Annotated in this window: 24 protein-coding genes; 4 read left to right on the forward strand and 20 right to left on the reverse strand. The window is 37.9% G+C overall.

The window, feature by feature from the left end; genetic code table 11:
• Position 1: 1 nt before the first annotated feature.
• Positions 2–1,771 (reverse strand): ABC transporter ATP-binding protein, encoded by a 1,770-nt coding sequence (locus tag QBE53_14900; protein ID WZL81074.1) that lies wholly within the window; start codon positions 1,769–1,771, stop codon positions 2–4.
• A gap of 155 nt (positions 1,772–1,926) precedes the next feature.
• Here QBE53_14900 and tpx point away from each other — a divergent pair, with 155 nt between their 5' ends.
• Positions 1,927–2,433, forward strand: a complete 507-nt coding sequence (gene tpx / locus QBE53_14905; protein ID WZL81075.1) for a thiol peroxidase — start codon at positions 1,927–1,929, stop codon at positions 2,431–2,433.
• A 10-nt stretch (positions 2,434–2,443) separates the two neighbouring features.
• Positions 2,444–3,253 (forward strand): mechanosensitive ion channel, encoded by an 810-nt coding sequence (locus tag QBE53_14910; protein WZL81076.1) that lies wholly within the window; start codon positions 2,444–2,446, stop codon positions 3,251–3,253.
• On the opposite strand, the gene QBE53_14915 is transcribed toward QBE53_14910, so the two are convergent.
• Both QBE53_14915 and QBE53_14920 read right to left on the reverse strand, forming a co-directional pair.
• Positions 3,235–4,269: an FAD:protein FMN transferase gene (locus QBE53_14915; protein ID WZL81077.1), complete on the reverse strand. Its 1,035-nt coding sequence runs from the start codon at positions 4,267–4,269 to the stop codon at positions 3,235–3,237. The genes QBE53_14910 and QBE53_14915 overlap by 19 nt on opposite strands.
• 15 nt (positions 4,270–4,284) lie before the next feature.
• Positions 4,285–5,841 (reverse strand): ABC-F family ATP-binding cassette domain-containing protein, encoded by a 1,557-nt coding sequence (locus QBE53_14920; protein WZL81078.1) that lies wholly within the window; start codon positions 5,839–5,841, stop codon positions 4,285–4,287.
• Between the two features lie 146 nt (positions 5,842–5,987).
• Between QBE53_14920 and QBE53_14925 the strand changes: the two genes are divergently transcribed.
• Positions 5,988–6,323, forward strand: a complete 336-nt coding sequence (locus QBE53_14925) for a rhodanese-like domain-containing protein (protein WZL81079.1) — start codon at positions 5,988–5,990, stop codon at positions 6,321–6,323.
• 2 nt (positions 6,324–6,325) lie between these two features.
• Here QBE53_14925 and QBE53_14930 read toward each other — a convergent pair whose 3' ends face one another.
• The 13 genes from QBE53_14930 to QBE53_14990 all read right to left on the reverse strand — a co-directional run bounded on the left by QBE53_14930 (position 6,326) and on the right by QBE53_14990 (position 21,450).
• Positions 6,326–7,456: an SAM-dependent methyltransferase gene (locus tag QBE53_14930; protein WZL81080.1), complete on the reverse strand. Its 1,131-nt coding sequence runs from the start codon at positions 7,454–7,456 to the stop codon at positions 6,326–6,328.
• Between the two features lie 147 nt (positions 7,457–7,603).
• Entirely contained in the window at positions 7,604–8,467 is an 864-nt protein-coding gene (gene fba, locus QBE53_14935) for a class II fructose-1,6-bisphosphate aldolase (GenBank protein WZL81081.1), read from the reverse strand.
• 132 nt (positions 8,468–8,599) lie between these two features.
• The gene (locus tag QBE53_14940; GenBank protein ID WZL81082.1) at positions 8,600–9,532 is read right to left on the reverse strand and encodes a hypothetical protein; all 933 of its coding nucleotides are present in this window, start codon (positions 9,530–9,532) and stop codon (positions 8,600–8,602) included.
• A 30-nt stretch (positions 9,533–9,562) separates the two neighbouring features.
• Positions 9,563–10,909 carry a PhoH family protein gene (locus QBE53_14945; protein WZL81083.1) on the reverse strand — a complete coding sequence of 449 codons (1,347 nt, stop codon included), beginning with the start codon at positions 10,907–10,909 and terminating at the stop codon, positions 9,563–9,565.
• 31 nt (positions 10,910–10,940) lie between these two features.
• On the reverse strand, positions 10,941–11,516 hold the full coding sequence (locus tag QBE53_14950; GenBank protein WZL81084.1) for a thymidine kinase: 576 nt from the start codon (positions 11,514–11,516) through the stop codon (positions 10,941–10,943).
• Positions 11,517–11,584: 68 nt separating this feature from the next.
• Positions 11,585–13,798 (reverse strand): UvrD-helicase domain-containing protein, encoded by a 2,214-nt coding sequence (locus tag QBE53_14955; protein ID WZL81085.1) that lies wholly within the window; start codon positions 13,796–13,798, stop codon positions 11,585–11,587.
• A gap of 32 nt (positions 13,799–13,830) precedes the next feature.
• On the reverse strand, positions 13,831–14,910 hold the full coding sequence (locus QBE53_14960) for a stalk domain-containing protein (protein WZL81086.1): 1,080 nt from the start codon (positions 14,908–14,910) through the stop codon (positions 13,831–13,833).
• Positions 14,911–15,100: 190 nt separating this feature from the next.
• Positions 15,101–16,264, reverse strand: coding sequence for an iron-containing alcohol dehydrogenase (locus QBE53_14965; protein ID WZL81087.1), 1,164 nt, complete (start codon positions 16,262–16,264; stop codon positions 15,101–15,103).
• A gap of 18 nt (positions 16,265–16,282) precedes the next feature.
• Positions 16,283–17,110, reverse strand: a complete 828-nt coding sequence (locus QBE53_14970) for a riboflavin kinase (GenBank protein WZL81088.1) — start codon at positions 17,108–17,110, stop codon at positions 16,283–16,285.
• A 12-nt stretch (positions 17,111–17,122) separates the two neighbouring features.
• Complete coding sequence (locus QBE53_14975) at positions 17,123–18,505, reverse strand: APC family permease (protein ID WZL81089.1); 1,383 nt, start codon at positions 18,503–18,505, stop codon at positions 17,123–17,125.
• 48 nt (positions 18,506–18,553) lie between these two features.
• Entirely contained in the window at positions 18,554–19,498 is a 945-nt protein-coding gene (locus QBE53_14980) for a sugar-binding transcriptional regulator (GenBank protein ID WZL81090.1), read from the reverse strand.
• Between the two features lie 88 nt (positions 19,499–19,586).
• Complete coding sequence (locus QBE53_14985; GenBank protein WZL81091.1) at positions 19,587–20,624, reverse strand: zinc-binding dehydrogenase; 1,038 nt, start codon at positions 20,622–20,624, stop codon at positions 19,587–19,589.
• A gap of 13 nt (positions 20,625–20,637) precedes the next feature.
• Positions 20,638–21,450 (reverse strand): aldolase, encoded by an 813-nt coding sequence (locus QBE53_14990; GenBank protein ID WZL81092.1) that lies wholly within the window; start codon positions 21,448–21,450, stop codon positions 20,638–20,640.
• Positions 21,451–21,647: 197 nt separating this feature from the next.
• Between QBE53_14990 and QBE53_14995 the strand changes: the two genes are divergently transcribed.
• A complete protein-coding gene (locus tag QBE53_14995) occupies positions 21,648–22,763 on the forward strand; it encodes a DUF3524 domain-containing protein (protein WZL81093.1) in 1,116 nt (371 codons plus the stop codon).
• Here QBE53_14995 and QBE53_15000 read toward each other — a convergent pair.
• The 4 genes from QBE53_15000 to yaaA all read right to left on the reverse strand — a co-directional run bounded on the left by QBE53_15000 (position 22,723) and on the right by yaaA (position 25,514).
• Positions 22,723–23,259 (reverse strand): ClbS/DfsB family four-helix bundle protein, encoded by a 537-nt coding sequence (locus tag QBE53_15000; GenBank protein WZL81094.1) that lies wholly within the window; start codon positions 23,257–23,259, stop codon positions 22,723–22,725. The genes QBE53_14995 and QBE53_15000 overlap by 41 nt on opposite strands.
• 4 nt (positions 23,260–23,263) lie before the next feature.
• Positions 23,264–23,707, reverse strand: coding sequence for a GyrI-like domain-containing protein (locus tag QBE53_15005; GenBank protein ID WZL83324.1), 444 nt, complete (start codon positions 23,705–23,707; stop codon positions 23,264–23,266).
• Positions 23,708–23,833: 126 nt separating this feature from the next.
• Positions 23,834–24,730, reverse strand: a complete 897-nt coding sequence (locus QBE53_15010; protein WZL81095.1) for a YafY family protein — start codon at positions 24,728–24,730, stop codon at positions 23,834–23,836.
• A gap of 40 nt (positions 24,731–24,770) precedes the next feature.
• Positions 24,771–25,514 carry a peroxide stress protein YaaA gene (gene yaaA / locus QBE53_15015; GenBank protein WZL81096.1) on the reverse strand — a complete coding sequence of 248 codons (744 nt, stop codon included), beginning with the start codon at positions 25,512–25,514 and terminating at the stop codon, positions 24,771–24,773.
• Between the last annotated feature and the right edge of the window lie 126 nt (positions 25,515–25,640).

Genomic DNA, 25,640 nt, shown 5'->3' on the forward strand with positions numbered 1-25,640 from the left:
ACTATATGCTATCAGGTAGATAGCCTTTAAACTGGGCTTGATACAATTTAGCATATAGTTTTTTATTGTCTATTAGTTCGCTATGGGTGCCTTTTTCGACAATCCCATCTTCAGTTATTACCACAATCTGATCTGCATTTTGTATCGTTGATAACCTATGTGCAATAACAATGGTTGTTCTTCCCTTAGACAATTTGTCTAAAGCTTCTTGAATCATCTGTTCCGTTGTATTATCTAAGGCGGACGTTGCTTCATCTAAGATAAGGATTTTAGGATTTTTCAAGAAAACTCTGGCAATGCTGATACGTTGCTTTTGTCCTCCCGACAGTCGTATGCCTCGCTCTCCTATATTTGTATCATACCCTTTAGGTAAGTTCATAATAAAATCATGAATTTTGGCATTTTTTGCCGCTTCAATCATTTCATCCTCGGTCGCCGTTATCCGCCCATATAAAATATTCTCACGGATGGTTCCTGCAAATAAAAAGACATCTTGAGAGACTAATCCGATATGTCCTCGAAGGCTTGCCATCTTTATATCTCTTATATCTTTGTGGTCGAGTAATAACGCTCCTTTATCAATTTCATAAAATCTTGGTATCAAATGACAAAGTGTCGTCTTACCTCCACCGGAGGGACCTACAAGTGCAAATGTCTTACCTGCTTCAATGGTCAAGTCTATATTTTGAAGTATTTTTTCATGATTATTATAAGAAAAACTTACATCCTTAAATTCAATATGACCTGTGACATCTTCCAAGTCGATAGCTCCTGGACGATCGGCAATCTCTGGTTCTTCGTCAAGTATCTCGATAAAACGCTCAAATCCGGTCATCCCCGATTCAAACTGCTGTACAAACTGCGTCAATCGCCGAACCGGCTGCAAAAACGAATTGACATATAGGGTAAATGCAATTAAATCAGCATAATCCATATCACCAATATAAATAAAATATCCACCGACACCAAGGACAACCACATTAAGGATGTTGGTCAAAAATCCCATACCACTTAAAAAGATAGCCATGTTTTTATAGGCATAGTCCTTAGCCCCTCTAAATGTCAAGTTACCCTCATCAAATTTATCTATTTCGTAATCTTCATTCGTAAATGACTGCGCCACTCGAATGCCTGATAAGCTACTTTCAAGATTAGCATTAACTCCGGCTATTTTTTCCTTGACGGCTTTAAAGCTTCGACTCATCTTGGTTCGTCGTTTGATGGCAAATACAATGAGAATCGGTATAAAAATATAGACTGACAATGCCAATCGCCATTCAATAATAATTAATGCGAAGAAAGAACCGACAAGCATAATTATGGATATAAACAAATCTTCCGGTCCATGGTGTGCAAGCTCTGTCATTTCATTCAAGTCATTAATCATCCTTGACATAATGTGCCCTGTTCTTGTTTTATCATAAAACTTAAAGGACAGCTTTTGTAAATGTGCAAACAATTCTTTTCGCATATCATATTCCATGCGAACGCCAAGAATATGTCCATAAAAATCAACAATATACTGAAATACTGTACGAACGACGTACAGCAAGATCAATGCCCCAACAAAAATCAAATAAAATCTAAAGTCACTGTTGGCTTGAGCCATATCCGGCAAATAATCTTGCAAAGCCTTTCGTGTCAGCATAGGAAATATCAAATCAATGCCCGCAATTAAAAACGCACAAAACATATCTAGCAAAAATAATTTTTTATGTGGTTTATAATACGCAATAAATCTTTTTAGTACACCTGAACTTACTTTTTTCATCAAGCGCCTCCTCATAGTCAATCTAGTGTTTCAAATTAGAATATTAGCATATTAATTTTTTATTGTAAAGTGACAAGCAATTCAATGGATTGCTTTTTCCCTTCATTGTGTTATATAATGAGGGTACCAAACTAAACATAACAAGGAGGTAACTTATGAAAAATAAAATAACAATGGGTGGCAATCCCATTACATTACTTGGACAAGAGGCAACTGTTGGAATGGTTGCACCTGATTTTACTGTATTAGACTCAGACTTAAACCCCGTCACTCTATCTGACGTCAAAGGCAAAACCGTTATCATTAGCGTGGCTCCTTCAATAGATACATCGATATGTGCAAATCAAGCTCGCCGATTCAATGAAGAAGCTTCCGCATTAAAAGACACAGCCATCTATTCTATCAGCGTAGACTTACCATTTGCATTAGGACGTTTTTGTGCTGCAGAAGGTATTGACAATATTAAAGTGTTATCTGACCATAAAGCATTGGATTTTGGGATGAAATACGGCTTTGTCATCGAAGAACACCGTCTACTTACACGTGGTATTGTCATCGTTAACCCGACAGGGACTGTCGAATACGTTGAATATGTTAGTGAAGTTTCTACGCATCCAGACTATGACAAAGCACTTGAAGTTGCGAAAAAACTAGCGAAATAGGAGATTTTATATGGATATCTATATTGAAAAATTACAAGAAATGGCGGCGGAATATTCACCAAAACTTCTCGGCGCTTTAATCATTCTTATTATAGGCTGGATCATTATTGGTCGAATTCGTGCCTTGTTACCACATATCTTGGATCGGATGAAGATGGATGCAACGGTAAAACCTTTTTTAATTTCTACTATATCTATCGCATTAAAGATTTTGGTTGTTGTTATCGCTCTTAATGTACTGTCTAGTCAAGCGATTGCTTCACTAGTTGCCCTTATCGGTGCTGCTGGTTTAGCAATTGGTCTTGCTCTTCAAGGCACGTTAACCAACCTTGCCGGTGGTGTAATTATCCTTATTTTACGTCCGTTTCAAGTTGGAGACTTCATTACTGCTGCTGGACATTCCGGTACAGTAGAAGCTATTCACATCTTCAATACGCTTTTGGTAACACCTGACAATAAAGTCATCAATATTCCTAATGGAGCACTTTCCAATACGGATGTGATTAATTTTAGCATAAAAGAAACACGCCGCGTGGATTTAACCTTTGGCGTGTCCTATGATGCAGATATTGATAGCGTAAAAGCTATATTGTCTCGTGTCATTGACGCTCATGATGCCGTATTAAGAGATCCTGAGCCATTTGTTCGCTTAGCAGAACATGGTGACAGCGCTGTTATCTTCGTCGTTCGAGTATGGACGAACAAAGCAGATTATTGGACCGTACACTTTGACTTACAAGAATCTGTAATGAAGGCATTTAATGATGCCGGCATCGGTATTCCATATCCTCAAATGGATATTCATTTGGACAAAGAATAGTCCGAATTTGTAATCGTTAGTGTATCGCTATTAATGCCACTGGATGTATAGACTTCATAATTATCCATAATGAAAATACACTCTACATCCTCTAAGGTCTCGACAAGTTCGAGGCCTTTTTCTTTGCCTAATGCAAAAAACACGGTCGATAATGCATCCGCATCAATCGATGTCTTGGCTACCACAGAAACCGCTCCTATATTGTTACGTACAGGATAGCCATCCTCTGGGCTTAAGATATGATGATACAACACTCCATCTTGCTCAAAATTTCTCTCATAGACGCCTGAGGTAACAATTGTATTATCCGCTTCTTCAATAATACCAAAGTACTTATTTCGCACATCGTATGGATCTTGCAATCCCACTTTAAACAATGTATTTTCATCCTTTTGTCCCACAAGCATCACGTTGCCACCGAGATTGATGATTGCTTTTGTTATCCCTTGCTCTTTTAAATAATTAGCAACAAGGTCTGCTGCATATCCTTTAGCAATCGCACCTAAGTCAATCGACATTCCTTCTTCTAAGTATACCGTCTGCCCCGCTTCATCAAGTTGGACCTTTTTATAGTCTACATATGCTAAAGCCTCTTCTAAAGCAGATGCCTCGGGTATATTGGCTTCATCTGTTCCAATGCCCCACAGGCTAATGACCGGTTCCATAGTTATATCAAACTTACCTTCAGATAATTGGCTATATTCCATTGATTTTTGTATAACATAAAAGGTATCCTCACTCACCTTAACCGGAGCTTGTCCTGCTGCCGTATTAATAGCAACCACTTCACTATCTTCTATGTTTAAGGACATCTTTGCTTCAATTTCTTTGATGATATCAAAGCTTTCTTGAATGATTGATGTATCTTTTGTTCCAAAAACCTGAATAGAAATAACGGTTCCAAGAACAATTTGACTATCGGAAATTGACTGGCTCATATCCGGTCCTTTTTGGCAGCCTGTAACCAAAAGTACTATGAACATGACCATAACGACTATACTACTTTTCTTTTTCATATCCGTTCACATCCTCTATACAATCTTAAGGGTCCAGTCTTCTGCTGACCACTCATGTGTAATAAACGGTTCATAAAACTCCGGATCATGACTTACGAGAAGAATGGTTCCTTTAAATTCTTTTAACGCCCGTTGAAGTTCCTCTTTGGCATCAATATCCAAATGATTGGTTGGCTCATCAAGCACAAGCCAGTTTACCTCTCTAAGCATAATCTTTGTCAACCTTACCTTTGCCGCTTCTCCTCCACTTAACACCATCATTAAGCTGGTAATATGCTCATTGGTCAGTCCTGCTCGTGCAAGTGCTGCACGGACTTCACGATTGGTCATCGCAGGGTATTGTCCCCAAATCTCTTCAATGGCTGTATTTTTATTATCTTTTGAACTTTCCTGCTCAAAGTATCCCGGTTCAAGATAATCCCCTAAGTGGACCTTCCCACTAACCGGTTCAATAATTCCTAAGAGTGTTTTTAACAAGGTTGACTTTCCTAAGCCATTCACCCCTTTAAGAGCTACTTTTTGTCCGCGCTCAAGCACAAGATTTAAGGGTTTTGTTAGTGGCTCATCATAACCAATCACTAAATCTTCTGTCTCCACAACAAATCTTGCCGAAGCTCTAGCCTCATTAAACTTAAAGTTTGGTTTGACCTTTTCTTGTACTTTTTCAACCAATTCCATCTTATCTAATTGTTTCTGGCGACTCTTTGCCATATTGGTTGTCGCAACCCGCGCCTTATTCTTGGCAATAAACGTCTCAAGTTTATCGATTTCTTTTTGTTGTTTTTCATAAGCTTGCTCTTGCTGACGTTTTTTCAGATCATTCATACGTACAAAATTATCATAATCCCCTTTATAACGTGTAAGCACGGAGGCTTCAATATGATAGATAACATTAACGACTTCATTTAAGAAGGTCGTATCATGGGAAACTAGAATAAATGCATTTTCATATTCAACAAGGAATTTTTTTAGCCAAAGGATATGTTCATAATCAAGATAGTTCGTCGGCTCATCAAGGATAAGAATCATCGGACTTTCAAGAAGAAGTTTAGCCAATAGAACTTTCGTTCTTTGTCCTCCACTCAGTTCAGATACGTCTTTGTCAAGACCAATATCGCCTAAGCCTAGTCCATTAGCAATCTCTTCAACTTTAGCATCAATCATATAGAATCCATGATGCTCTAAGGTATGCTGTATATCGCTGACGTCATCCATAATGGATTGAAGCTCTTTTTCATCAACTTCACCCATTTTTTCATATAATTTTAACATCTCTTCTTCAAGTCCATACATGTACGCAAACGCACTTCGTAAGACATCTCGAATCGACTGTCCTTTTTCTAACACCGTATGTTGATCAAGGTATCCTGTGGTTATTCGGTTACACCATTCAATTTTACCTGAATCCGGCATTAATTTGCCTGTGATAATATTTAAAAATGTGGATTTCCCTTCTCCATTAGCCCCGACAAGACCAACATGTTCGCCTTTTAACAAACGAAAAGAGGCATCTTCAAGAATTGTTCTTCCACCAAAATCATGATTAACATGTTCTACCGTTAATATACTCATATATGTTTCCTTTTCTATTCACAAATTTGTATAAGACCATTCTATATCATACTTGTTTTTTGAAAAAAAATCAAGTTGCTACTTTTATATATTACGATAATATGATATAATAGTTTTACAGTAAATTATCGTATGGAGGTTGAATTATGTCATTATTTGGAAGCTTATTAGGTCGGGGAACTACAAATATTAATGTTGTTGAATTAAAAGAAAAAATGCAGCGAAAAGAAAAGGGAATTGTATACTTGGATGTACGTACTCCTATGGAATTTAAATCCAATCACATACAAGGATTCAAAAATATTCCTGTGGATCAAGTCCCTAATCGTATAAATGAAATTCCCAAAGACAAAGAAATCGTTGTCATCTGTCAATCAGGAGCGCGAAGCAGTTCCGCTGCACGCTTCTTAAAGCAAAATGGTTATGATAATGTTATCAATGTCTCTGGTGGTATGGGTGCTTGGTCAATGCACCGCTTATAAAATTACTCATCCCATAATAAACGTTCGAGAGTAGGCTGTAAATGGTATTCACGGCAAATGTCGTGATAGGATTTACTTAGCTTACTTTTTTTATTGCGCTTATATCCACGAATCATAATATTTTTGGGGGTATGTTCCATATCAATAAATTCCATAATTTGAACGTCATAACCATAACTTTTTAATATCTCGCCTCGGAGACCATCTGTCATTAGTGCAGCCATTCGTTCCTTTAAGAGTCCATACTGAAGGATACCCTGCATTGGAGCAATCTCCATCTGACGATAAATCTCTTTATGACAACAAGGTACTGCCATGATGACTTTGGCATTCCATTTGACAGCTTTTTCTAACGCATAGTCTGTTGCTAAATTACATGCATGCAAACTAATGACCATATCAATCGGTGCGTCATATTCAAACATTGCGATGTCGCCTACGCGAAACTCTAATTGTTCATAGCCAAGCTCATCCTTAAGCTTATTCAGATTTTTTATAACGGTTTCTTTTAAATCCAGACCGATAATCGTCACCTGCATTTTCTTCATCTTAACAAGGTAATAGTATAGTGCAAATGTCAGATAAGATTTTCCACAGCCAAAGTCAATAATTGTTGGTTGATCGTTCTCTATCTCTTTAAGGCTGTCTTCAATAAACTCCAAATAACGGTTGATTTGTCTAAACTTATCATACCACTTCTTTTTTACCTGACCGTTTTTGTCCATGATACCCAAGTGAATCAAAAAATCAACAGGTTCTCCTTCATTTATGATATATGCTTTTTTCACATTGTGTTGCCTTGCTTGAACCGCTTGCTTTGTCGCTTGCTTTGATACATGAACTTTTCCTTTTTTAGAAATTCGCAGCGACCATTGATGGCTAGAAGTCACCAGTTGAATCTGTTTGTAATGACTTGCCGTCTCTAGCATGTGCTCAAGCAACTGGTCTGACTGGACATTCGTGTGAAATGCCTGTTCCTCTGTAAATGCTTCAAATTGATAATACGTTCCTTCTTCTTCTATACGCCAAAGCAATGTTTTTTTATATGCATATGTTTTTTTTCTTGGTTCGCTAAAGACCGCTTTAATGAGGGTCTCTTGCTGCAGTTGTTCTAAAACTACATTAAGTTCCATGTATTCCTCCTACTCTTACCAACACAAAACCAATCATGCCATACTCCCCTTGCGGATGGGTCAATGCATGAACGTCTTTGTTTAACGATAAAAATCAAAACGGGATATGACCATTTGGTCATATCCCGATATAAGACACGCAGTTGATTATGCTTTGTTGATTGATCCGAACATTTCCATTTTTTCTTTTACTGTATCTTTAATTGCTTGGAAACCAGGAGCTAATACTTTACGAGGGTCAAAACCTTTACCTACAAGGTCTTTATCTTCTTCAAAATATTTACGTGTAGCTGCTGTAAATGTTAATTGGCATTCTGTGTTTACATTAATCTTAGATACTCCAAGACCGATAGCTTCTTGAACCATCTCTGTAGGAATACCTGTTCCGCCATGAAGAACAAGTGGCATGTCGCCTGTTAATTTTTGAATTTCATCAAGGGTATCAAAGCTAAGTCCTTGCCAGTTTTCAGGGTACTTACCATGGATATTACCAATACCTGCTGCCAAGAAGTCGATACCTAAGTCAGCAATACGCTTACATTCATTAGGATCTGCAATCTCTCCTGATCCGACAACACCGTCTTCTTCTCCTCCGATTGAACCAACTTCTGCTTCAACAGAGATACCTTTTTCATGAGCAATTTTAACGATTTCTTTTGTTTTTTCGATGTTTTCTTCGATGTCATAGTGAGAACCATCAAACATTACTGATGAGAATCCAGCTTCGATAACTTTAAATGCATGATCATAACTACCATGGTCTAAGTGAAGAGCAACAGGAACTGTAATGTTTAATTCTTTCATCATCCCATTAACCATTCCTACAACGGTTGCATAGCCACCCATATATTTACCTGCTCCTTCAGATACGCCAAGGATAACGGGTGAATTATTTTCTTGTGCTGTCTCTAAAACTGCTTTTGTCCACTCAAGGTTATTGATATTAAATTGTCCTACTGCATACTTTCCTGCTTTTGCTTTTTTGAGCATTTCTGCTGCTGATACTAACATTGAACTACCTCCGTTTTATGGTTTATTTCATTTATTTAAAAACTGCCTAGTTACCTTACCTAACTCAGCTGTCAAACTAAGCTTTATCTGAGAAGAATTATACATGAAAACTGTTAATAATTCAACAACCGTTTAAGTCTCACTTAAAATTCTTTCAATACGTCTTTGAATGCCTTCGATTTTTTCATCTTCTTGATTAATCTCTTGGCGAAGCACTTCATTAATCTCTAGAATCTCAACGACCAACAAACTTAATGAAGACATAAAACTTTCGATTCCATCGTTAAAAGTACTCTCGCTAAATGCTTTTCGAATCCATTCATCCGGCATCGCTAAAAAGTGTTTGACTTCTTCGTCATTATAAAGTTTTATACGATTAAGTGCATTGTGAAATTTTCGAAGTCCCCATTGAACTTTATTGACCATATGCTGTGCCTCATCAATGTGGTTGTATTCTTGGATGACACTTAAACGGTGCCCCTCCTTAACTTTTTCCCAATACGTTCGGGCATTTTGAAGATTTTCTTTGGCCACATTAACTTCTGTAATAAGCCATTCTCCTTCACTGACAACTTCTCGCATAGCTCGCTTTTCTTTTTCATACTGATACGCCTGATTAAACATTTGTCGCAGTTGTTGAACTTTTAGCGACGTGTCCTCATCTGTTGTCAGGACAATTTCATTCAAAAGCTCTTCATAGTCTTGTTCAATCGATACATACGCACATAGTTTTTTATCAATTTCTAAGATGGCATTGGCAATACGCTGTTGCTCATCTTTTAGCTTTTCATATTGAAGCGTTGCAACGTATAAGTCCTCTTGTTCTTGTGCCAGTTTTTCTACTTTTTTTTCAAGTAGCTCATTAACTATGGAAGAAAACGTCATATCTTCAAGCTCTGCGACATCTCTTTTTTCCTCAAGAAGGCTTGTGTAGAGTAATTCTTCCTTCGCATCTAAAACCATCTGCTGCTTTTCTAATAATTGCTTCTTTTCTATTAGGCTCTGACGTTGATGTCGTCCGTCATTAATACGGATAAACTTTTCTCGAATATACTTTTCATCCATGTTTTTCCCTCATTTCTTTTAGCAACGCATCTACATGCCTTGTTCTGCCACTTTGGCGAGTGGACTACGTTCCACGCGCTTAAGTGTTACATGACCTGTGATATCATATGGTTTCATTTTTTCCACAGTGTATATTAAGCCATTGGATTTTGAGTCAACATAGTGATTGTCTATCTGATTATCTGAAGGGTCGCCTAAAAAGACGAATTTGGATTCTTTTCCGGCACGGGTCAACATGAGTTTGGCTACATGAGGTGTAATCTCTTGGGCTTCATCAACGATGACTAGTGCATTGGTAAATGTTCTTCCCCGCATATAGGTAAATGTTTTCGTCTCGATGATACCTCGTTGACGATATTGTTCAATAAAGGATTCAACGGCAAAGCTACGTTCCATTGATACCCCGTCTTTCGTTGTTTCTTTGATATCGGTGAGATTTTCTATAGCATCATAAAAACTTCCCATCCACGGTCGGAGTTTTTCCCGCTCATCTCCCGGAAGGTATCCGATATCACTTCCCGCCGCAACAACGGGTCTTACAAATACAATCTTGCGATATTGATTATTTTCGATGACATTTTGGAGAGCAATCGCCGTTGCCAAAATGGTCTTTCCTGAACCTGCACCACCGACAATACTTACAAAGTGAATATCTGGGTCCATTAATAATTCAAAAGCCATTTTCTGTTCTCTATTGAGCGGTGTTAATCCCCAGGCCTTTTCATTGGTATATTTTAAGGGCACAAGTTTTTCTCCATCAAAACGCGTAAGCACTTCATGTCCTGATTTGGTAGTGCTTTTTATATCTAAAAATGCATTCGGATAAACTTTGCCTTGTAATTCTTCCGGCAGCGCAAGGCCTTCAGCATAAATCTGATCGATTTCTTGAGATGTCATCGCATAGTCGAGATATCCCTTATAGATTTCATCGGTCATGATTTTATCATTTTGATAGTCTTGAACTTCTACACCTAAGCTTTTGGCTTTAATACTCATATAGAGGTCTTTTGTCACCAAAATTGTCGGTATACTTTCGACCATCTCAAGATTTTTTGTCACTGCAATAATTTTGGTATCATTTTTGGTTGTATCAATACCATTAGGAAAAATGGTTGTATCCAAGTGGTTTAATTCAACGCGTAATGTCCCTCCTGTATCTAAAGGAATTCCTTTTTGAATATCACCTTGTTGCATCAAAACCTGTAATTCTTTGGCAACTTTGCGTGCCGAGAAGCCTACGGATCCTTCTCGCGTCTTTAGATTGTCCAATTCTTCAATCGCCAGAATCGGAATGATAATATTATTATCTTCAAAGCTGTGCAAAAAATTAGGATCATGAATCATTACATTGGTATCAATGACATAGTTTTTAATCATAGGTCATTCCTCCTTAATGATGCGAATGCAGTTAGTTTAAAGGATGGGCATAATGTTTATAACACACCGGAACGTATTTTTCCAGTCCGCCAATATCAATCGGATTCCCCTCATAAACCGGAGTGCCATCGACAAGCTTTAAATTATGTGTTGCCTTACTGTTACAATACCAGCACACGGTCTTAATCTCTTCTAGCTTATCTGCTAAGGCTAATAATTGTTTAGATGCTTCAAAAAGTTCTAGCGTATAGCTTACGCGCAATCCATAACAAATTACCGGCGTATTATAGGTTAGTGTAATCTCGCGAAGCTGATTAACATGCTCTTTTGTCATCATTTGAACTTCATCGACCAAGACACAGTCAATCTTTTCATGTTGCTTAATATGTTCATGAAAAACATCAAGGACATTGGTAGAATCTTGAATAATCTCTGCTTCCATTTTAAAACCGGCACGGGTTGAGATATATCCGTCACTTCGTGTGTCCATGCCTGGAATCATAAGTAAGACTTTTTTCCCCTGCGTCTCATAATTATGTGCTGTTGCAATTAAATTTAACGATTTTGCTGAAAAAACCGTTCCGTATTTAAAAAATAATTTTGCCATAATATTCCTTCCTTATATTCTAATTATACTCTAATTTACATATTTTTTAAATAATTTTCTGTAACTAATCACTTTCTTACACTAATCACTGATAATTCATGCAATGCCCGTGTACATACAGTATAATACAATTGCTTTTCACGTTCTTGTTGATAGTGGTATAGTTGATCTGTTACCACATATACACAGTCAAACTCTAATCCCTTTGCTAAGTAACTAGGAATTACAATAGTCCCTTTTTTATACAGTTGCTCTTCATTATCCAAAAGTCCTATGGTATCATGCGAACCTAGAAGTTCATGAATCTGACGTGCGTGTTCTTTTGTCTTACCTATAATCGCAACAGAGCGATAGCCGTCCGCTTTATTTTCTTGAATTTTCTCTAGGAGGAGCTGGCGAAGCTTCGCCTCTGATTCCACTGAGGCCACCATAGGCTCTTTTCCATCACGTAAAGCATTTTCCGCCACAGGTTTTCCTAAAATTTTATGGCAAAAAGCACTGATTTGCTGTGTGGAACGATACGTTTTTTCCAAACGAATATGCTTGGGCTCTTTTCCGAGAAAATCTTCAATATCACCACTGACATTTGATGACATGTAGGGATGAATGCTTTGATTTGGGTCTCCTAAAAGTGTATACTTTGCATGCCCATAGATAAGCTTAATAATTTGATAATGTAATAATGTGTAATCTTGGGCTTCATCTATGAATACATATTTAACTTTATGTACTTCCTTGATGCGGTCCAACCGCCCCTTCATATATAAAATAGCCAATGCATCTTCAAAGTACAAATCTGTTCCCACTTGCGCCATATTTTGTTCAGTTAAAAAGCTATTATACAAGTCTAATAAGTCCAATGAAGTCATTTTTCGGATTTGACGGGTAATGGGTTTAAACTGTTTTTTAAGATAGGCTATTTTTTTCTTCTTAATCTCACGCTTAGTGTAATATGTATCCGCATTAATCAACTCTTGTTCATATCGATACGCAACAGCTTGACGAACAGCTTGAACTTTAGACATCAGTCGATTTCTAACTTGCAATAATCTCGATGAACATTTTATCACACCTGCACAATCATTATACGCTTGGCGAATCTCATCCGCCGACAAGATGACTTGCTTTTCATAGAAGATGTCTTTAAAAAAGTCATCTTGAGCTTCAATTTTATCAATGAATGTGTTAAGTGCTTGAATAAACTCCACCGATGATTTTATCTTAAGTTCTTGAATGCGTCGGTCTGTATCATGATCTATTCCTGGGGTGAGCAGATATTCCATCTGGGCATAATACGATTCAATCGAATGCCATCTAGACACTAATATCGGTTGTTCATATTCCCCTTCAATCTGTAAATGTTCTGTTGTGTGATCTGTTCGCCCTAGATTGTCTTGGATATAGTCACTAAAGGTAATCGTCTCTGCATTGGCTTCGCCTAGCTCGGGAAGTACATGAGAGATATAATCGCTAAAGATATCATTCGGCGTAAAAATAAGTATATCTGAAGCCATTATTTTCTCACGATTTTTATATAAAAGATACGCAATTCGGTGCAGAGCGATGGATGTTTTACCACTTCCTGCTGCCCCACTTACGACTAAGGCGTCAGAGCTCTCATCACGAATAACGGCGTTTTGCTCTTTTTGAATCGTCGTGATGATTGTTTTCATCTTATCATCTGTACTTTTTGCTAACGCTTCTTTTAGCATATCGTCCATAATATTAATACTTGAATCAAACATATATTTAATTGTATCGTACTCAATTTTAAAGTGTCGCTTGTTTAAAATTTCCCCGTGAATAATTCCTGAAGGCGCTTGATAAGAAACCTTGCCTTCTTCATAATCATAAAAAAGACTACATATAGGCGCACGCCAGTCGTAGATCAAGAATTCGTATTTATTCTTGTCCACTAAGGATGCAGAACCAATGTAGATCTCTTCTTCATCTAAGCCTTCTTCTATAAAATTAATCTTTGCAAAATATGCTGACTTTTGGAGATTATCCAGTTGTCGGCGTCGTTGCATCTGATACTCCATGGCATTTTCAATATTTTGTCCCATGGTTTGGTACTGATGCAAGACTGCCGCACCTTCAAGGTCCACTGTAGATTCCGTCTCAAACTTAAACTCTGACAGCATATTTTTGTTAATCTCTTTTAAGGATTCTTTTTGCTCAATTACTTTATCCTCAGTTGCCTGTATCTCTTGTTGAATTTGCTGATGAACATAATTAAGCCGTCGCTGTTCATGTTCACGTTCTCTTGTTTCCATATTCATAGAATCCTCCGGTTATAGCCCAGTGTATTGAATTAGTCTTTCATAAAATAGACCCCATCAACCACTTTATATATCGTTTTCCCTTTAAATGGTCGTGTATTAAAAAATATACACGTATCGACAGAATTTTGTCCTCGCAATGTATATTTTACTGCTTTAATAGCTTTTTCGTTCGGTTTGGTTTCATCAAAGCTTGATTTATGTGCAGGTGGAAACTGTACCGCCCATTCTCTATTAAAAATCACACCATCCACAGAGCTTCCAAAATACTTATGGGACATGCGATTCATAACAACACTTGCAACCCCATGATGTACTTCATAGCTTGTGTCTCCTGATTCAAGCATAACTAACTTAGCAAAGTTCTGCAGTTCATCATATGTATAAAAGCGATTATCCATATACTTGGCATCGACCTTAATCGTTGGATGTATCAATCCCACTGTATAATATGTCTGATCCCAAATAACTTCAAAATCCAATAGTTCTGTAAAAAACTTTAACGGAACCATCATGCGTTCTTCAAAAAGTACGATAGGTGATCCTATCGACTGAATCTGTCCATTGACAACAACATCTGATGTATTAAGTAAGAATTGTAAAGTATGTCCACGACCTGATACGGTTGCAACTAAATTCTCTTCATCCCACATAATATCTGTCAAACCAAAAGCTTCTGCTACAGGTCTTAGCGAAACATATGTCGTATCCATATAGATAAATGCATCTACATCCATCTTCAAATATCCACGTTGAATCAAAATATCAATCGGCATGTAGCCTTCTTGTGTTGCTGCATCCAGTTCAACTTGATACGCCTCTGATAATTCTTCTACTCCAACAAATGCCGGCACTTCTTCTGTTATAGATACTTCCTCCGACTCCGGTACTTCCTCCGACTCCGGCACTCCACCCTTTGAATCGTCCAAATTCTCGTCTGCTGCTGCTTCTGCTGCTTCTTCATCTGTTGCTTCTTCGTCTATCTCTGCTTGTATATCTTCTTCAAGAATTGATTCCTCTTGTGTTTCTTGGCTTGTCTCCTGTGCACTAATGATCGTCATCGATAACGTCATCACGAGTATAGTTAGAAATATTATACGTATATTTTTCATATTTCCTTCCTTTCTTTACTTTTTTCTTAGAGGCTTTCCAAAAACCATTTTAATATTATACATCAAAACCACATCGATTAGCAACTTTTGTGTCAAATAAGCTATGAAACACAAAAAAACAGATAAGCAATGGAGGACTTTAACCATTGCTTATCTATCGGATAATTGTCTTGTTTGTACCACCTATACATTAATTGTCTATTCCTTCATAACACATTCGATAAAACATTACGCCCTTTTCCTTGGTCATGTTCGCCGGGGATACACGTGTTGCAAATGCGTCGAGTGACTGAGTTGCCCATGTCTGCACATGGGAAAAGTAGTCCTCTCGGTCAATACCCAGTTCTTGAAAGGTAAGGGGTAATTGCAGTTCTTGTTTTAGGGCAAATATATGCTGTATAAGATGTCTTGTAAGTTCTTGTGTCGTCCCTTGATAACCAAGTCGCTTCGCCAACGTCGCATACTCTTTTTGTTCATCACAGATTTTTATGGCATAGGGAAGCATCAGTGTACAGATTTGTCCATGTCCAATTTGATACATTGCCCCGGGGTGATCATAGGAATGGACAATGCCGGTACAAGCATTTGTAATTGCAACACCAGCTAACGCTGCTGCAACATGGATTTTTTCTCTTGCTGCTTTTTGTTTATGACTTTTTGCTGCAAGAGCGCTTGTTAGATTCTCTATAATATCTACTGCGGCTTCTAATGCAATACTTTTTATCATTTCTGATGCATTGGTAGCAACACTTGCTTCAATAGCATGGGTCAGCGCATCCATGCTTGTTGATATGAATAGTGCATCCGAAAGCGTATCTGTAAGATTGGCATCAATAATTGCGTAATGAGGAATTAGTCCGGGATCTAGCATCAGTTTTTTTGTCTTTGATGCTTCATCAATAAAAACCGCTACCGAGGTTGCTTCTGATCCCGTTCCACTTGTTGTAGGTGCTGCAACATGTATAGCTTTTTTCCCAAGGGGTGGTAGGGAATACGGTATCAGTGCTTCCTCAAACGTTAGCGTCGGGTTTTCATAGAATAGGTGTATGGCTTTTGCCGTGTCTAGCACACTGCCGCCGCCGATAGCAAGAATCATATCCGGTTGAAATTGCCTGACTTTTTCCATGTGCTTGAATATATCTTGCGCACAAGGTTCGCCACTAATTTGGGCCAAGATGCAATATTCTCCTTCAAGTGCTTTAACGCTTTGTTCAATCGTTTGTTCTACATCGCTCGTATAGCTTTTCCCGCCGCGTATTATTCCTATTTTCTTCTTGCCCAAGCTTTTTATAAACGTTAGCGCTCCGCGCCCTACAACAAAGTCCGGCATATGTATTCTAGTGATTTTTTGCATCTTTTCCCCTTTCTATGATTAGTGGCTATCAAAAAAAGCTCGCGTCTGGTCCAAATCTTTTTGAACCTGGTTTTGGACTTCTTCCAATCCCGAAAACTTCTTTACGCCTCGGATAAAAAAGTGCGTCTCTAAGACTAGTCTGCGTCCATAGAGGTCTCTTGCAAAGTCAAGAAGGTAGGTCTCAATCGTAATCCTCTTATCATTATCAACACTTGGTCGTCCGCCAATATTGGTAAGTCCTTTAAACTTCTCTCCTTCTATCTCTGTGCACGTAGCATAAACCCCTTCTTTTGGATGTCTTTTTTCAGCGCAGACGCCTAGATTTGCCGTCGGCATACCTACGGTTCTTCCTAACGCTTTTCCATGCTCTACAAACCCAATCATAAAATATGGATGTCCGCAAAGTGCTTTAAATAGCTCAAAATCACAGCTTTCAAAACTTTCTTCTACCCAAGTATTCGTGATGACACTTCCTTCATGCTTTACGTTCTCCACTAGCTCTACATCCACTTGATGTTCTTGAGCAATTTTTTCTAAACTCTTGTCTCCCCCTGTTACTAGCATCTTTACATCTAAATCTTTTAAGATTGCCTCTAATGACGCTTCTTTTGAAATAAATAGTTCTACCCCTAGATGTTTAACTAAGTACGCTTTTTCTTCTTCTGTCAATAAAACCGACTTTTTGTCTTTATTATATAAACTTACAACCACAGGCTTTAATTGCTTCTCATGCGCAATGTTCACCATATGTTTTATTAGAGCTTTATGTCCTCTATGCATTGATGCAAATTGTCCAACAACTATACAGGTGTTTTTATCTTTTTCCATTTTATATGTATGATTCATAGCAGCTCCTTTTTAGAAATTTAAGTTTTTCTTTTTTCTAGAATAATAGATCAACAGTCCAATTGCATACCACCCTAATGTGTAGCCCCACAATTTCCATCCCCCTTGCACAATATTTGGGATATAACAGGCAACGATAATTACTAATGCAATCACAGGCAAGAATATTCCTCCCGGCGCTCTAAAGTTCCCTTTTACATATGCATTTTTTTGACGGGCTTGTATGAGTGAAATACAGTTTATGATAATTGTCAATGAGGCAAATATGGCAGCAAGCCCTACGATTTCCGATGTGAATTGTGGAAAACATGAGATAATCATACTTAGTATGGCAATCACTGTCGTAGCATAGATGGGCGTTCCTGTTTTTCCATTTTTTGCTAATCTTTGAGGTAAAATTCCAGATTCTGCTGTTGCTGCAAGCGCTCTTGAAGTCAGAGCCATGACAACGAGCATCGTCGTCAGCAACGCCGCTACCGCAGAAATAGAGATGACTTTTGCAAGCCATGGTATCGCCATTAATTTTGTAAAGGATGCTGCATAAAGCGGTATAAAACGCATCCCTGGATTTTCTTCTAGGAATTGTGCCGAGATTAAACCTACCGTTGAGAATATGACTAGAAAATAGAGTGTAAATACGATGCTCATAGCAATAAAGATAGACTTTGGAACATTTTTGTTTGGATCTTTTACTTCAGATACCATAAAAGCAATGGCAACAATAGATCCGTATCCAACCATTGCTGTAGGAACGGCTGCAAGAAATCCTGTCCTGCCTGCGGTTCCTTGTTCAAAAAACGGGGTCAGCATCTGTGTACTCCACTCTCCTGAAAACAATGCGCTTCCAGCATAGATGAGTAATGTAACAGCTAATATAATAACTAATATTGTGTTTGCTTTTCCGGCAACTGAAAATTTTATCGTGTTAAGAATAAAAATAATCACAATTGAGATAATGGCCAGAAGGATTTGTTTGTTGGCAAATATTGGGAAACCCACGCCTAAATAGGTGCCTACATATATTGCTGCAAAAGCAACCGCTACAATGTTGGCATTAATGTATCCCCATGTTGATATCCAGCCCCAAAAAGCTCCGGTACTTTTTTTCTTCCCTAGGGCTTTTGATGGGAAGACAAAGACCCCTCCGGATTTGGGGTAGATAGTAGCAAGTTCTGCTACTATAAGCCCATAACATAGCATAATGGCAGCTGCAATTGCCCAGCTAAAAATAGCCGAAGGTCCTGCGTTATAAATTGTTAATCCTGTTAATGAAAAGATAGCACTTCCTATCATTCCTCCGACGATCATAGTTACACAGGTAGTTAGTCCAAGAGTTCCATTTTGATTATTTTCCGGCATAGACATTTGTGATGACAAACGCAAGTTGTTTGTCACGCTCTCCTTTCTTTTGTAGGAATAGCCTATGCGCTTTGCACATATAGACTATTCTTGATTATTCCTCAAAAAATGTGCAGTTTCTAAATCCGTAACCAAAACATTCACATATCCACCTTTTATTGCTGCACGTATAGCATGTGCCTTGTCGCTTCCACCAGCAACGCCAATACGCGTAGGAATATTCAAATAGTCTTTTAATGCAATAGAAATAATACGATCTCTAAACGGAGTATCAATAGCCTTCCCATCTTCATCAAAAAAATGTGTTGCTACTTCACCTGCTACATCAGTACTGAGTTGTTCTTCATCATCATAAAGCTCTGATATATGCTTCCACTGATTTTTGGCCAAACCAATACCAACAATAGCGATATCACAAGATTTAATGACCTTATATGCTTCGCCAAAGTACTTTTCTTTCATCATTGACGACTTCAACTCTTTATCCTGAACAATTACAGGTGCATAAAGCATGGTCGCTGATGCATGTAACTTTTCTGAGAATCGATAGACAATGTCATCTACTTTAATATGTCGATGATCTCTATTCTCACTACCAAGTAGTTGGGTCACTGTCAAATTGCTCTTGTTAACTAGTGGCATATTATCCACTAATGCTGAGGTACATCTACCTCTAGAAAATCCGATGATGTCTCCGTTACGAATGATTTCTGAGAGGTATTCTCCTGCCGCAACACCCAGCTCTGTATGACTTTCTCGATCTATTACATTATCAATAACACGAACCGCTTTCAAGTTATACATTTTTTCTAACTGCATTTCAATATCAATATTCGCATTGTCTAGTGCTGCAATCTTAATTTCAACAATACCTTCATCTACACAATCGCGAATAATGCGATTAACTTTTTGTCTGGATATGTTCATTTTTTTTGCAATTTCATCTTGTGTAAAACTAGCTTTATAATAATAATTTGCAACTCTGATATATTCACGCGTCTGCTCTTGAGATAATTTTTGTTTATTCATATACCCATCCTGCCTTTCTTTTACTTGATAGATATAATTTTACTGAATACACATTCAGAATGCAAACCCTTTCATTGCTTTTTTGTCATCATATGTTGCAATTAACAATAATTCGATATGTATAGGGGTCAATTGCCTTATGAAAGGCTTCTTCTATGTTATCTAATGTATATGTTTCTGAAATCAATTCTGATACGTCAATTAACCCATTGGATAAGAGTTTGGTCGCAACTAAAAAGTCTTTTCTTTGAGGGTTAACAGAACCTGTGATAATTGTCTCTGCTGAATGAATCTTATTAGGATTGATTTCAATGGGGTTGTTGGGATGGAAGGAAGAATAGAACACGACTCTGCCTAATTTGCCTGCCATATCTACACTTTGACTTGCCACCTCAGGAATTGCCGCTGTACAAAAAACGACATCAGCGCCTCTTCCATCTGTCAATTGCTTTATTCGCTCAACAGGGTCTTCTTGACTTGAATTAATAATCACATCAGCGCCCATTTTTTTTGCAACTTCAAGGCGATTATCATCAACCTCTGCAACAATTACCCTTGCTCCTCGAAGCTTTGCCAACTGAACATGAAAAATCCCCATAATTCCGGCTCCTACAATGACCACATCATCTGCAAGATTAATCTTTCCATTTTCAATACTGTGAACGCAACATGCTAGAGGTTCCGCTAAAGCAGCATAAGATAATGGCAATTCATCCGCCATCTTATATACATTTTCTGCATCAATCATCATGTATTCCGCTAATCCTCCAGGTCCCATGGCAATCTCTTGTGTTGCAGCAATAAATGAAACAACGCATTGATTTTCATGCCCATTTCTACAGTAATAGCACTCTCCGCAAGAATTTAATAGTCGAACGGCTACTTTATCGCCTTTTTTTATTTGTTTAACGCCTTCTCCTACAGCTTCTACTATCCCTGCTGCTTCGTGGCCTCCTGCAAATGGATATTTTTTCATTACCCCTGAGTACACGCGTTGTTCTAAAGTACATATTGCACAAGAGGCAACACGAATGAGTACTTGCTTTTTCTCTGGTTTTTTCATTTGTGCTTCATGAATAACTATTTTCTTTTCATCTTCTAAAACAGCAACTTTGTATGTGTCCATAATAGGCTCCTCTCTACGTAGCAAATTTAACATTCATTTCTTTTAAAGCGGTCTCAACGCTACATTCTTCATGAATGAGCTTGGCAATGGCTGATGCATAGCCTACCGGATTTTCATGCCCCCATATGTTACGTCCCATGGCAATTCCTGAAGCTCCAGCTTCTAGGGCATCTTTGATCTCTTGTAACAACTCTCTTTCCGGTACTTTCTTTGCGCCTCCCAGTATAACGACCGGTGCATATACACTTTGAGTTAATTCTGAAAAGCTTTTTTGGTCTCCTGTATAAACAGTTTTGACAATATCTGCACCGAGTTCAACACTTTGGCGACAAGCAAAGGTAACGTTTTCAGGTGTCCTAGAATCATCTGCCGGTTCAAAACCTCTTGGGAGCGCTTCGGCTGTAACTGGTAGCCCCCATTTATGGCAATCAAGCACGACCCTTTGTAAATTACTAAGGACTTCATTTTCAAAAGTCGACCCTGGGAACGACATCGTAATAACTGAATCAGCTCCTAAGCGAAGGGCATCTTCAGCCGTTGCAACAATCTGCATCGGATGCTTTCGATCTCCAAGATACGAAACCCCTCCATCAATTCTTAAAATAATTCCTTTGCCTAAAAAACACTCTGAAAACTTGTCTGCCATTCCGACAGTACTTAAAAATGCATCGGCTCCTGCTGAAGCCACATCCCGAATGATTTTTCCAACATCTTTCATCGCCGGAAGTACATTAAAATTGGCGCCATGATCCATGGCCATTATAAATGCTTTTCCATCCGGTTGAAAAATGTGGTTCATCCTATGTGTTGTCATTGAATTTTTCATGTTTCTCCTCCATTTCTTCTTTGTTACATTTGTAACACTTGTATTACAAATGTTGTTTTTTATATAATATACCCATTTTTCTGTTTTGTCAATACCATTTGTCACCCAAGTGTTACTTTTGTCCATTTCTTTTTTATGTATATTGCCCGCCACATCCTACCTATGATATGATAAGGAAAAATCTTAATGGAGGCATTATGAACATTTTATATATTGAACCTTTTTTCGGCGGTTCGCATAAAGCATGGTATGAACAACTTAAAAAACACTCACAGCATCACTTAGATGTGTTGTCAATGGACGCCAAATTTTGGAAATGGAGAATGTATGGAGGCGCTGTTACTTTAGCCAAAGAGTTTTTGGCTTATACCAAACCTGTTGACTTGATTTTAGTCTCTGACATGCTTGACTTGACCACGTTTCTTGCTTTATGTCGCCATCATATCAAGGTTCCTATTGGTATGTACTTCCATGAAAATCAATTTGCCTATCCTTGGCAAGACGCCAGCGAAGATAAAAAAAAAGGGCGTGATGTCAACTACGGTATGATGAACTATCTTTCTGCCCTCGCTTCCGACTTTATCATGTTCAACTCCGAGTATAATCGCCGCTCTTTTTTGGATGGTATCTGTGAGACCTTAGGGAAGATGCCTGATTATCCACATCAGACGCTAGAGAATTTAAAAGAAAAGTCAGTTATCATGCCTGTCGGCATTACACCTTTAGAAACGGTCCCTTGTCCTGACCAAACTAGGGAGGGTCCTCCGCTTATTCTATGGAATCACCGGCTAGAATACGATAAAAATCCGGATAGTTTTTTTAAGCTCTTAATTCGACTAAAAAATGAAGGCTATCTTTTTAACCTTGCTTTTTTAGGTGAATCCAATGAAAAAGCTTTGCGCACATATCAAGAGCCATTACATCAACTACGCGATAATATAGTGGCTCAAGGTCACCTTAGCACTAAGGCTTATCGGCAGTGGCTCCGACGCGCCGATCTACTTCCTGTCACTTCAATTCACGATTTTTTTGGCATTAGCGTTATGGAAGCTATCGCCTATGGGGTCACCCCACTTTTGCCTAGACGTTTAAGCTATCCCGAGCTTTATAACGACAAAAAAAATTCTTCACTCTTTTATACTTCAGAGGAAGAATTATATACAAAAATGATTGATTCAATTATACACATCGATACCTTACGCAAGGAAAGTTATGCACATTTAACCAAATCTTATTGGTGGACTTGCCTTGCAAAGGTATATGATGATTATTTTACTGATGTATCCGCTTCATATGCGCCTTTAATTTTTTGATTGCCCAGTTATAGTGACTTGATGTCGCACTAACAAAATAAGACCCCAATGTACTTTGACCAACCCAGTCAAAGACACCTTTAGAAAACAGTTCGTCATTTGAAAACGTGTCGGCTAAATCAATAACTTGTGCATGTGATTGTTCATACATGGATTTGGCCGATTCAAGTGCGGTCTTTTGATGACGCTCCCAAAACTCTATATTCATTTTACCATAGGTTCTCCAATTATATGGCGCCGGCAAAAAAGCTTGCGCCTCACCTTTTACATTCGCCTGAACCCAGACTAAGAGTAACTGATGCCATTCAAATAAATGTATATAAATATCTCTAAGATTCTTATCCCGTTTCCAATGCGCCTCTTTTTTCTTTTCATCTTTCGAAAAATCAAAAGGTGTCAAGAGGGCTTCGTCTGACATTGTATCAATGAGCGTATTTAATTGTTCATAATTGGTTTTTGCACTATCCATTAATTCTTTTTTCGTTGTCGCTCTCATATCTTTATCCTTTTAATGCAATATAAATATCAATATCTGCATTTTCCCAATCTGCGTTAAGATATTCTTCAAAATCTCCTGTAAAGCTTCGTTCTAATTCCATAGCCCATATTTCGCTCCAAGCTTTTTGTACCGCTTCCACCATATGCCCATGGATTGAAAACTTGGCATATTTACCTGCCGGAATCGTTTTTACTGTTAACTCTTCATTCCCTACTTTTGATACTTCAATACCTGCAGTGACACAATATTGTTCTTTTGAATAATCTGAATATAAACCAATGGCATGCGTATTGATTTTATTGTTAATAGTTTCATAAACACCTTGCTGATACAGCTTTTCCCAAAGACTTGCAATCGTTTCGTGCATTTTTGGATCGCTATTGCTTGTTAGCGCACTAACGCCCACAACTTTTTTTTCCTCAAGATTTACAATTTCATACTTCATCATATGACCTCCATGTTTTTTATATGTTTTGATTGCTATTTTGATTGATGTTTCCATTAGTTTTCCAATTAATGTATCAATCATAAGGTCATTATACTCTTGTATATATGACAGCTATGTGTCATATTATGTATAAAGTTGCATTATTTTTTTAAATTCTTTTTGTATCTCTTGTCGAATGAACTTAGGTTCTATCACTTCGCAATAATGTCCAAAGGAGATAATATACTGAAAAATCCATTCGCCCTTAGGATACTTAATTTTTACAAGGTAACTGCCATCACTTTGTTCTTCATATTCTTCAAATTCATCAAACACCCGATACGCCATTTTTTTTGATAACTTCAACACAAGGGTCACAAACTCCTCTTCAAATACTTCTTGTTTTGAAAAAATCTGTGATGGTGTTTTTCGCTTAAAATGCTCCGGCTTAACCTTCAAGTCACGTACACGCCGAAGCTTAAAAAAACGATTATCTTCTCGTAAACGGCAATATCCATAAAGGTACCAAGCACCACCTTTAAAACAAAGTTTTAAGGGTTCTACTTCTCGAGAAATCGTCTGTTTTTTTGCACTGGCATAGGAAAATCCGATAACTTGTTTTTTTAAAATAGCCTCTTTAAGCAAGTGAAAAACTTCTGCTTCATTTGTTGCATTAGACCATGTTGAAAAATCCACTTCTATCCAGTCCGTATCCGACTCTCCAAATAGGCTGTCCAACTTACTTAAGGTATCTGCTTTTGAACTAAAATCAATTGTCTTAAGCGCTTTTAGAGAAGACACAATCTCGTCTTTTTCATCATTTGTGATAACAGCTTTATTCAAAATATAATTCGGAAGTAACGAGATGCCTCCTCCTCGCCCTTTTTTCATATAAATAGGGATTCCAACTGCTGACAAGGTCTCAACATCACGAAAAATCGTTCGTGTCGACACCTCAAAACGTCTGGCAAGCTCTTTAGACGTTACCGTCTCTTTATCAAGCAATATATATACAATTTCAAACAATCGATTAATTTGCATTTTACTCAGTCCCTCTTAACATTATGTTTTTTGGCTATTATTACGTCTCTTTTACAAAAACAAGATGCTCTTTATCTGAAGCTTCTTCATTATACACATAGCCCATCCCCGAAAAGCCTTTAAGTTGATCAAGGCTTTGACAGTTATTTTCTGCCATATAGCGAATCATCTCGCCCCTAGCCATCTTCGCCCATGTTGCTTTTACTTTTAATGTCTCTTGAACTCTAACTGCAAAGACGCACTGTACGTATTGTTCACCAGGTTTTAAGCTTTGACGGACACATTGGCTATATTCATTCGATGCCAAATCAATAACCAGGTCCGTCTCTTGATAAATCGCCTCATAGATACGCTCACCCCAAAAAGCATATAGGTCCTTTTTTCCTTGAACTTCCAACTTTGCCTGCATCTCAAGTCGATAAGGAACAATACCATCCAAGGGTCTAAGAACGCCATATAACCCACTTAAAATCCGCACATGCTTATTCACATATGCCCACTGTTCATGGGTAAATATACTCGGTTTCATGTATTGGTATTGAAGTCCTTCATAGGCTAGCAACGCCGGTATCAGATTTTTATGAATATGGGTATGCATCAAGCGCTCACTGTTTTGTGTGGCTATTTTATCGTTGCATTTCCAGATTTTTTTAAGCTCTGTATAATTTTTCGTTTTTAATGTTTCAAAAATTGCTTCTGCCTCCTGAATAAACATGGGCAACGATGTATATTCCATGTCGCTACTGTTATTCATCTTCTTTGCAGGTGATATAATGACACGCATATGTTCCTCCTCAACTTCCATTCACTAGTATCTAATATTCTAGCACCTAATATATGAATGTACAACAAAAAGACCCTGAGGTTTTATGTATTCACCTCAGGGTCTTTGCATCACGTTCTAAAAAAC

The sequence above is a fragment of the Vallitaleaceae bacterium 9-2 genome (assembly GCA_038396585.1).
Taxonomy (GTDB): domain Bacteria; phylum Bacillota; class Clostridia; order Lachnospirales; family Vallitaleaceae; genus UBA1351.

What these genes read in the sequence shown, in the direction of transcription:
- QBE53_14900 (WZL81074.1), bottom strand. Translation starts at nt 1,771, where the DNA reads ATGAAAAAAGTAAGTTCAGGTGTACTAAAAAGATTTATTGCGTATTAT.
- fba (WZL81081.1), bottom strand. Translation starts at nt 8,467, where the DNA reads ATGTTAGTATCAGCAGCAGAAATGCTCAAAAAAGCAAAAGCAGGAAAG.
- tpx (WZL81075.1), top strand. Translation starts at nt 1,927, where the DNA reads ATGAAAAATAAAATAACAATGGGTGGCAATCCCATTACATTACTTGGA.
- QBE53_14915 (WZL81077.1), bottom strand. Translation starts at nt 4,269, where the DNA reads ATGAAAAAGAAAAGTAGTATAGTCGTTATGGTCATGTTCATAGTACTT.
- QBE53_15000 (WZL81094.1), bottom strand. Translation starts at nt 23,259, where the DNA reads ATGAGAGCGACAACGAAAAAAGAATTAATGGATAGTGCAAAAACCAAT.
- yaaA (WZL81096.1), bottom strand. Translation starts at nt 25,514, where the DNA reads ATGCGTGTCATTATATCACCTGCAAAGAAGATGAATAACAGTAGCGAC.
- QBE53_14920 (WZL81078.1), bottom strand. Translation starts at nt 5,841, where the DNA reads ATGAGTATATTAACGGTAGAACATGTTAATCATGATTTTGGTGGAAGA.
- QBE53_14945 (WZL81083.1), bottom strand. Translation starts at nt 10,909, where the DNA reads ATGATTAAAAACTATGTCATTGATACCAATGTAATGATTCATGATCCT.
- QBE53_14980 (WZL81090.1), bottom strand. Translation starts at nt 19,498, where the DNA reads ATGAATAAACAAAAATTATCTCAAGAGCAGACGCGTGAATATATCAGA.
- QBE53_14985 (WZL81091.1), bottom strand. Translation starts at nt 20,624, where the DNA reads ATGGACACATACAAAGTTGCTGTTTTAGAAGATGAAAAGAAAATAGTT.
- QBE53_14930 (WZL81080.1), bottom strand. Translation starts at nt 7,456, where the DNA reads ATGGAACTTAATGTAGTTTTAGAACAACTGCAGCAAGAGACCCTCATT.
- QBE53_15005 (WZL83324.1), bottom strand. Translation starts at nt 23,707, where the DNA reads ATGAAGTATGAAATTGTAAATCTTGAGGAAAAAAAAGTTGTGGGCGTT.
- QBE53_14910 (WZL81076.1), top strand. Translation starts at nt 2,444, where the DNA reads ATGGATATCTATATTGAAAAATTACAAGAAATGGCGGCGGAATATTCA.
- QBE53_14995 (WZL81093.1), top strand. Translation starts at nt 21,648, where the DNA reads ATGAACATTTTATATATTGAACCTTTTTTCGGCGGTTCGCATAAAGCA.
- QBE53_14960 (WZL81086.1), bottom strand. Translation starts at nt 14,910, where the DNA reads ATGAAAAATATACGTATAATATTTCTAACTATACTCGTGATGACGTTA.
- QBE53_14990 (WZL81092.1), bottom strand. Translation starts at nt 21,450, where the DNA reads ATGAAAAATTCAATGACAACACATAGGATGAACCACATTTTTCAACCG.
- QBE53_14925 (WZL81079.1), top strand. Translation starts at nt 5,988, where the DNA reads ATGTCATTATTTGGAAGCTTATTAGGTCGGGGAACTACAAATATTAAT.
- QBE53_14955 (WZL81085.1), bottom strand. Translation starts at nt 13,798, where the DNA reads ATGAATATGGAAACAAGAGAACGTGAACATGAACAGCGACGGCTTAAT.
- QBE53_14940 (WZL81082.1), bottom strand. Translation starts at nt 9,532, where the DNA reads ATGGATGAAAAGTATATTCGAGAAAAGTTTATCCGTATTAATGACGGA.
- QBE53_14965 (WZL81087.1), bottom strand. Translation starts at nt 16,264, where the DNA reads ATGCAAAAAATCACTAGAATACATATGCCGGACTTTGTTGTAGGGCGC.
- QBE53_14970 (WZL81088.1), bottom strand. Translation starts at nt 17,110, where the DNA reads ATGAATCATACATATAAAATGGAAAAAGATAAAAACACCTGTATAGTT.
- QBE53_14950 (WZL81084.1), bottom strand. Translation starts at nt 11,516, where the DNA reads ATGGCAAAATTATTTTTTAAATACGGAACGGTTTTTTCAGCAAAATCG.
- QBE53_15010 (WZL81095.1), bottom strand. Translation starts at nt 24,730, where the DNA reads ATGCAAATTAATCGATTGTTTGAAATTGTATATATATTGCTTGATAAA.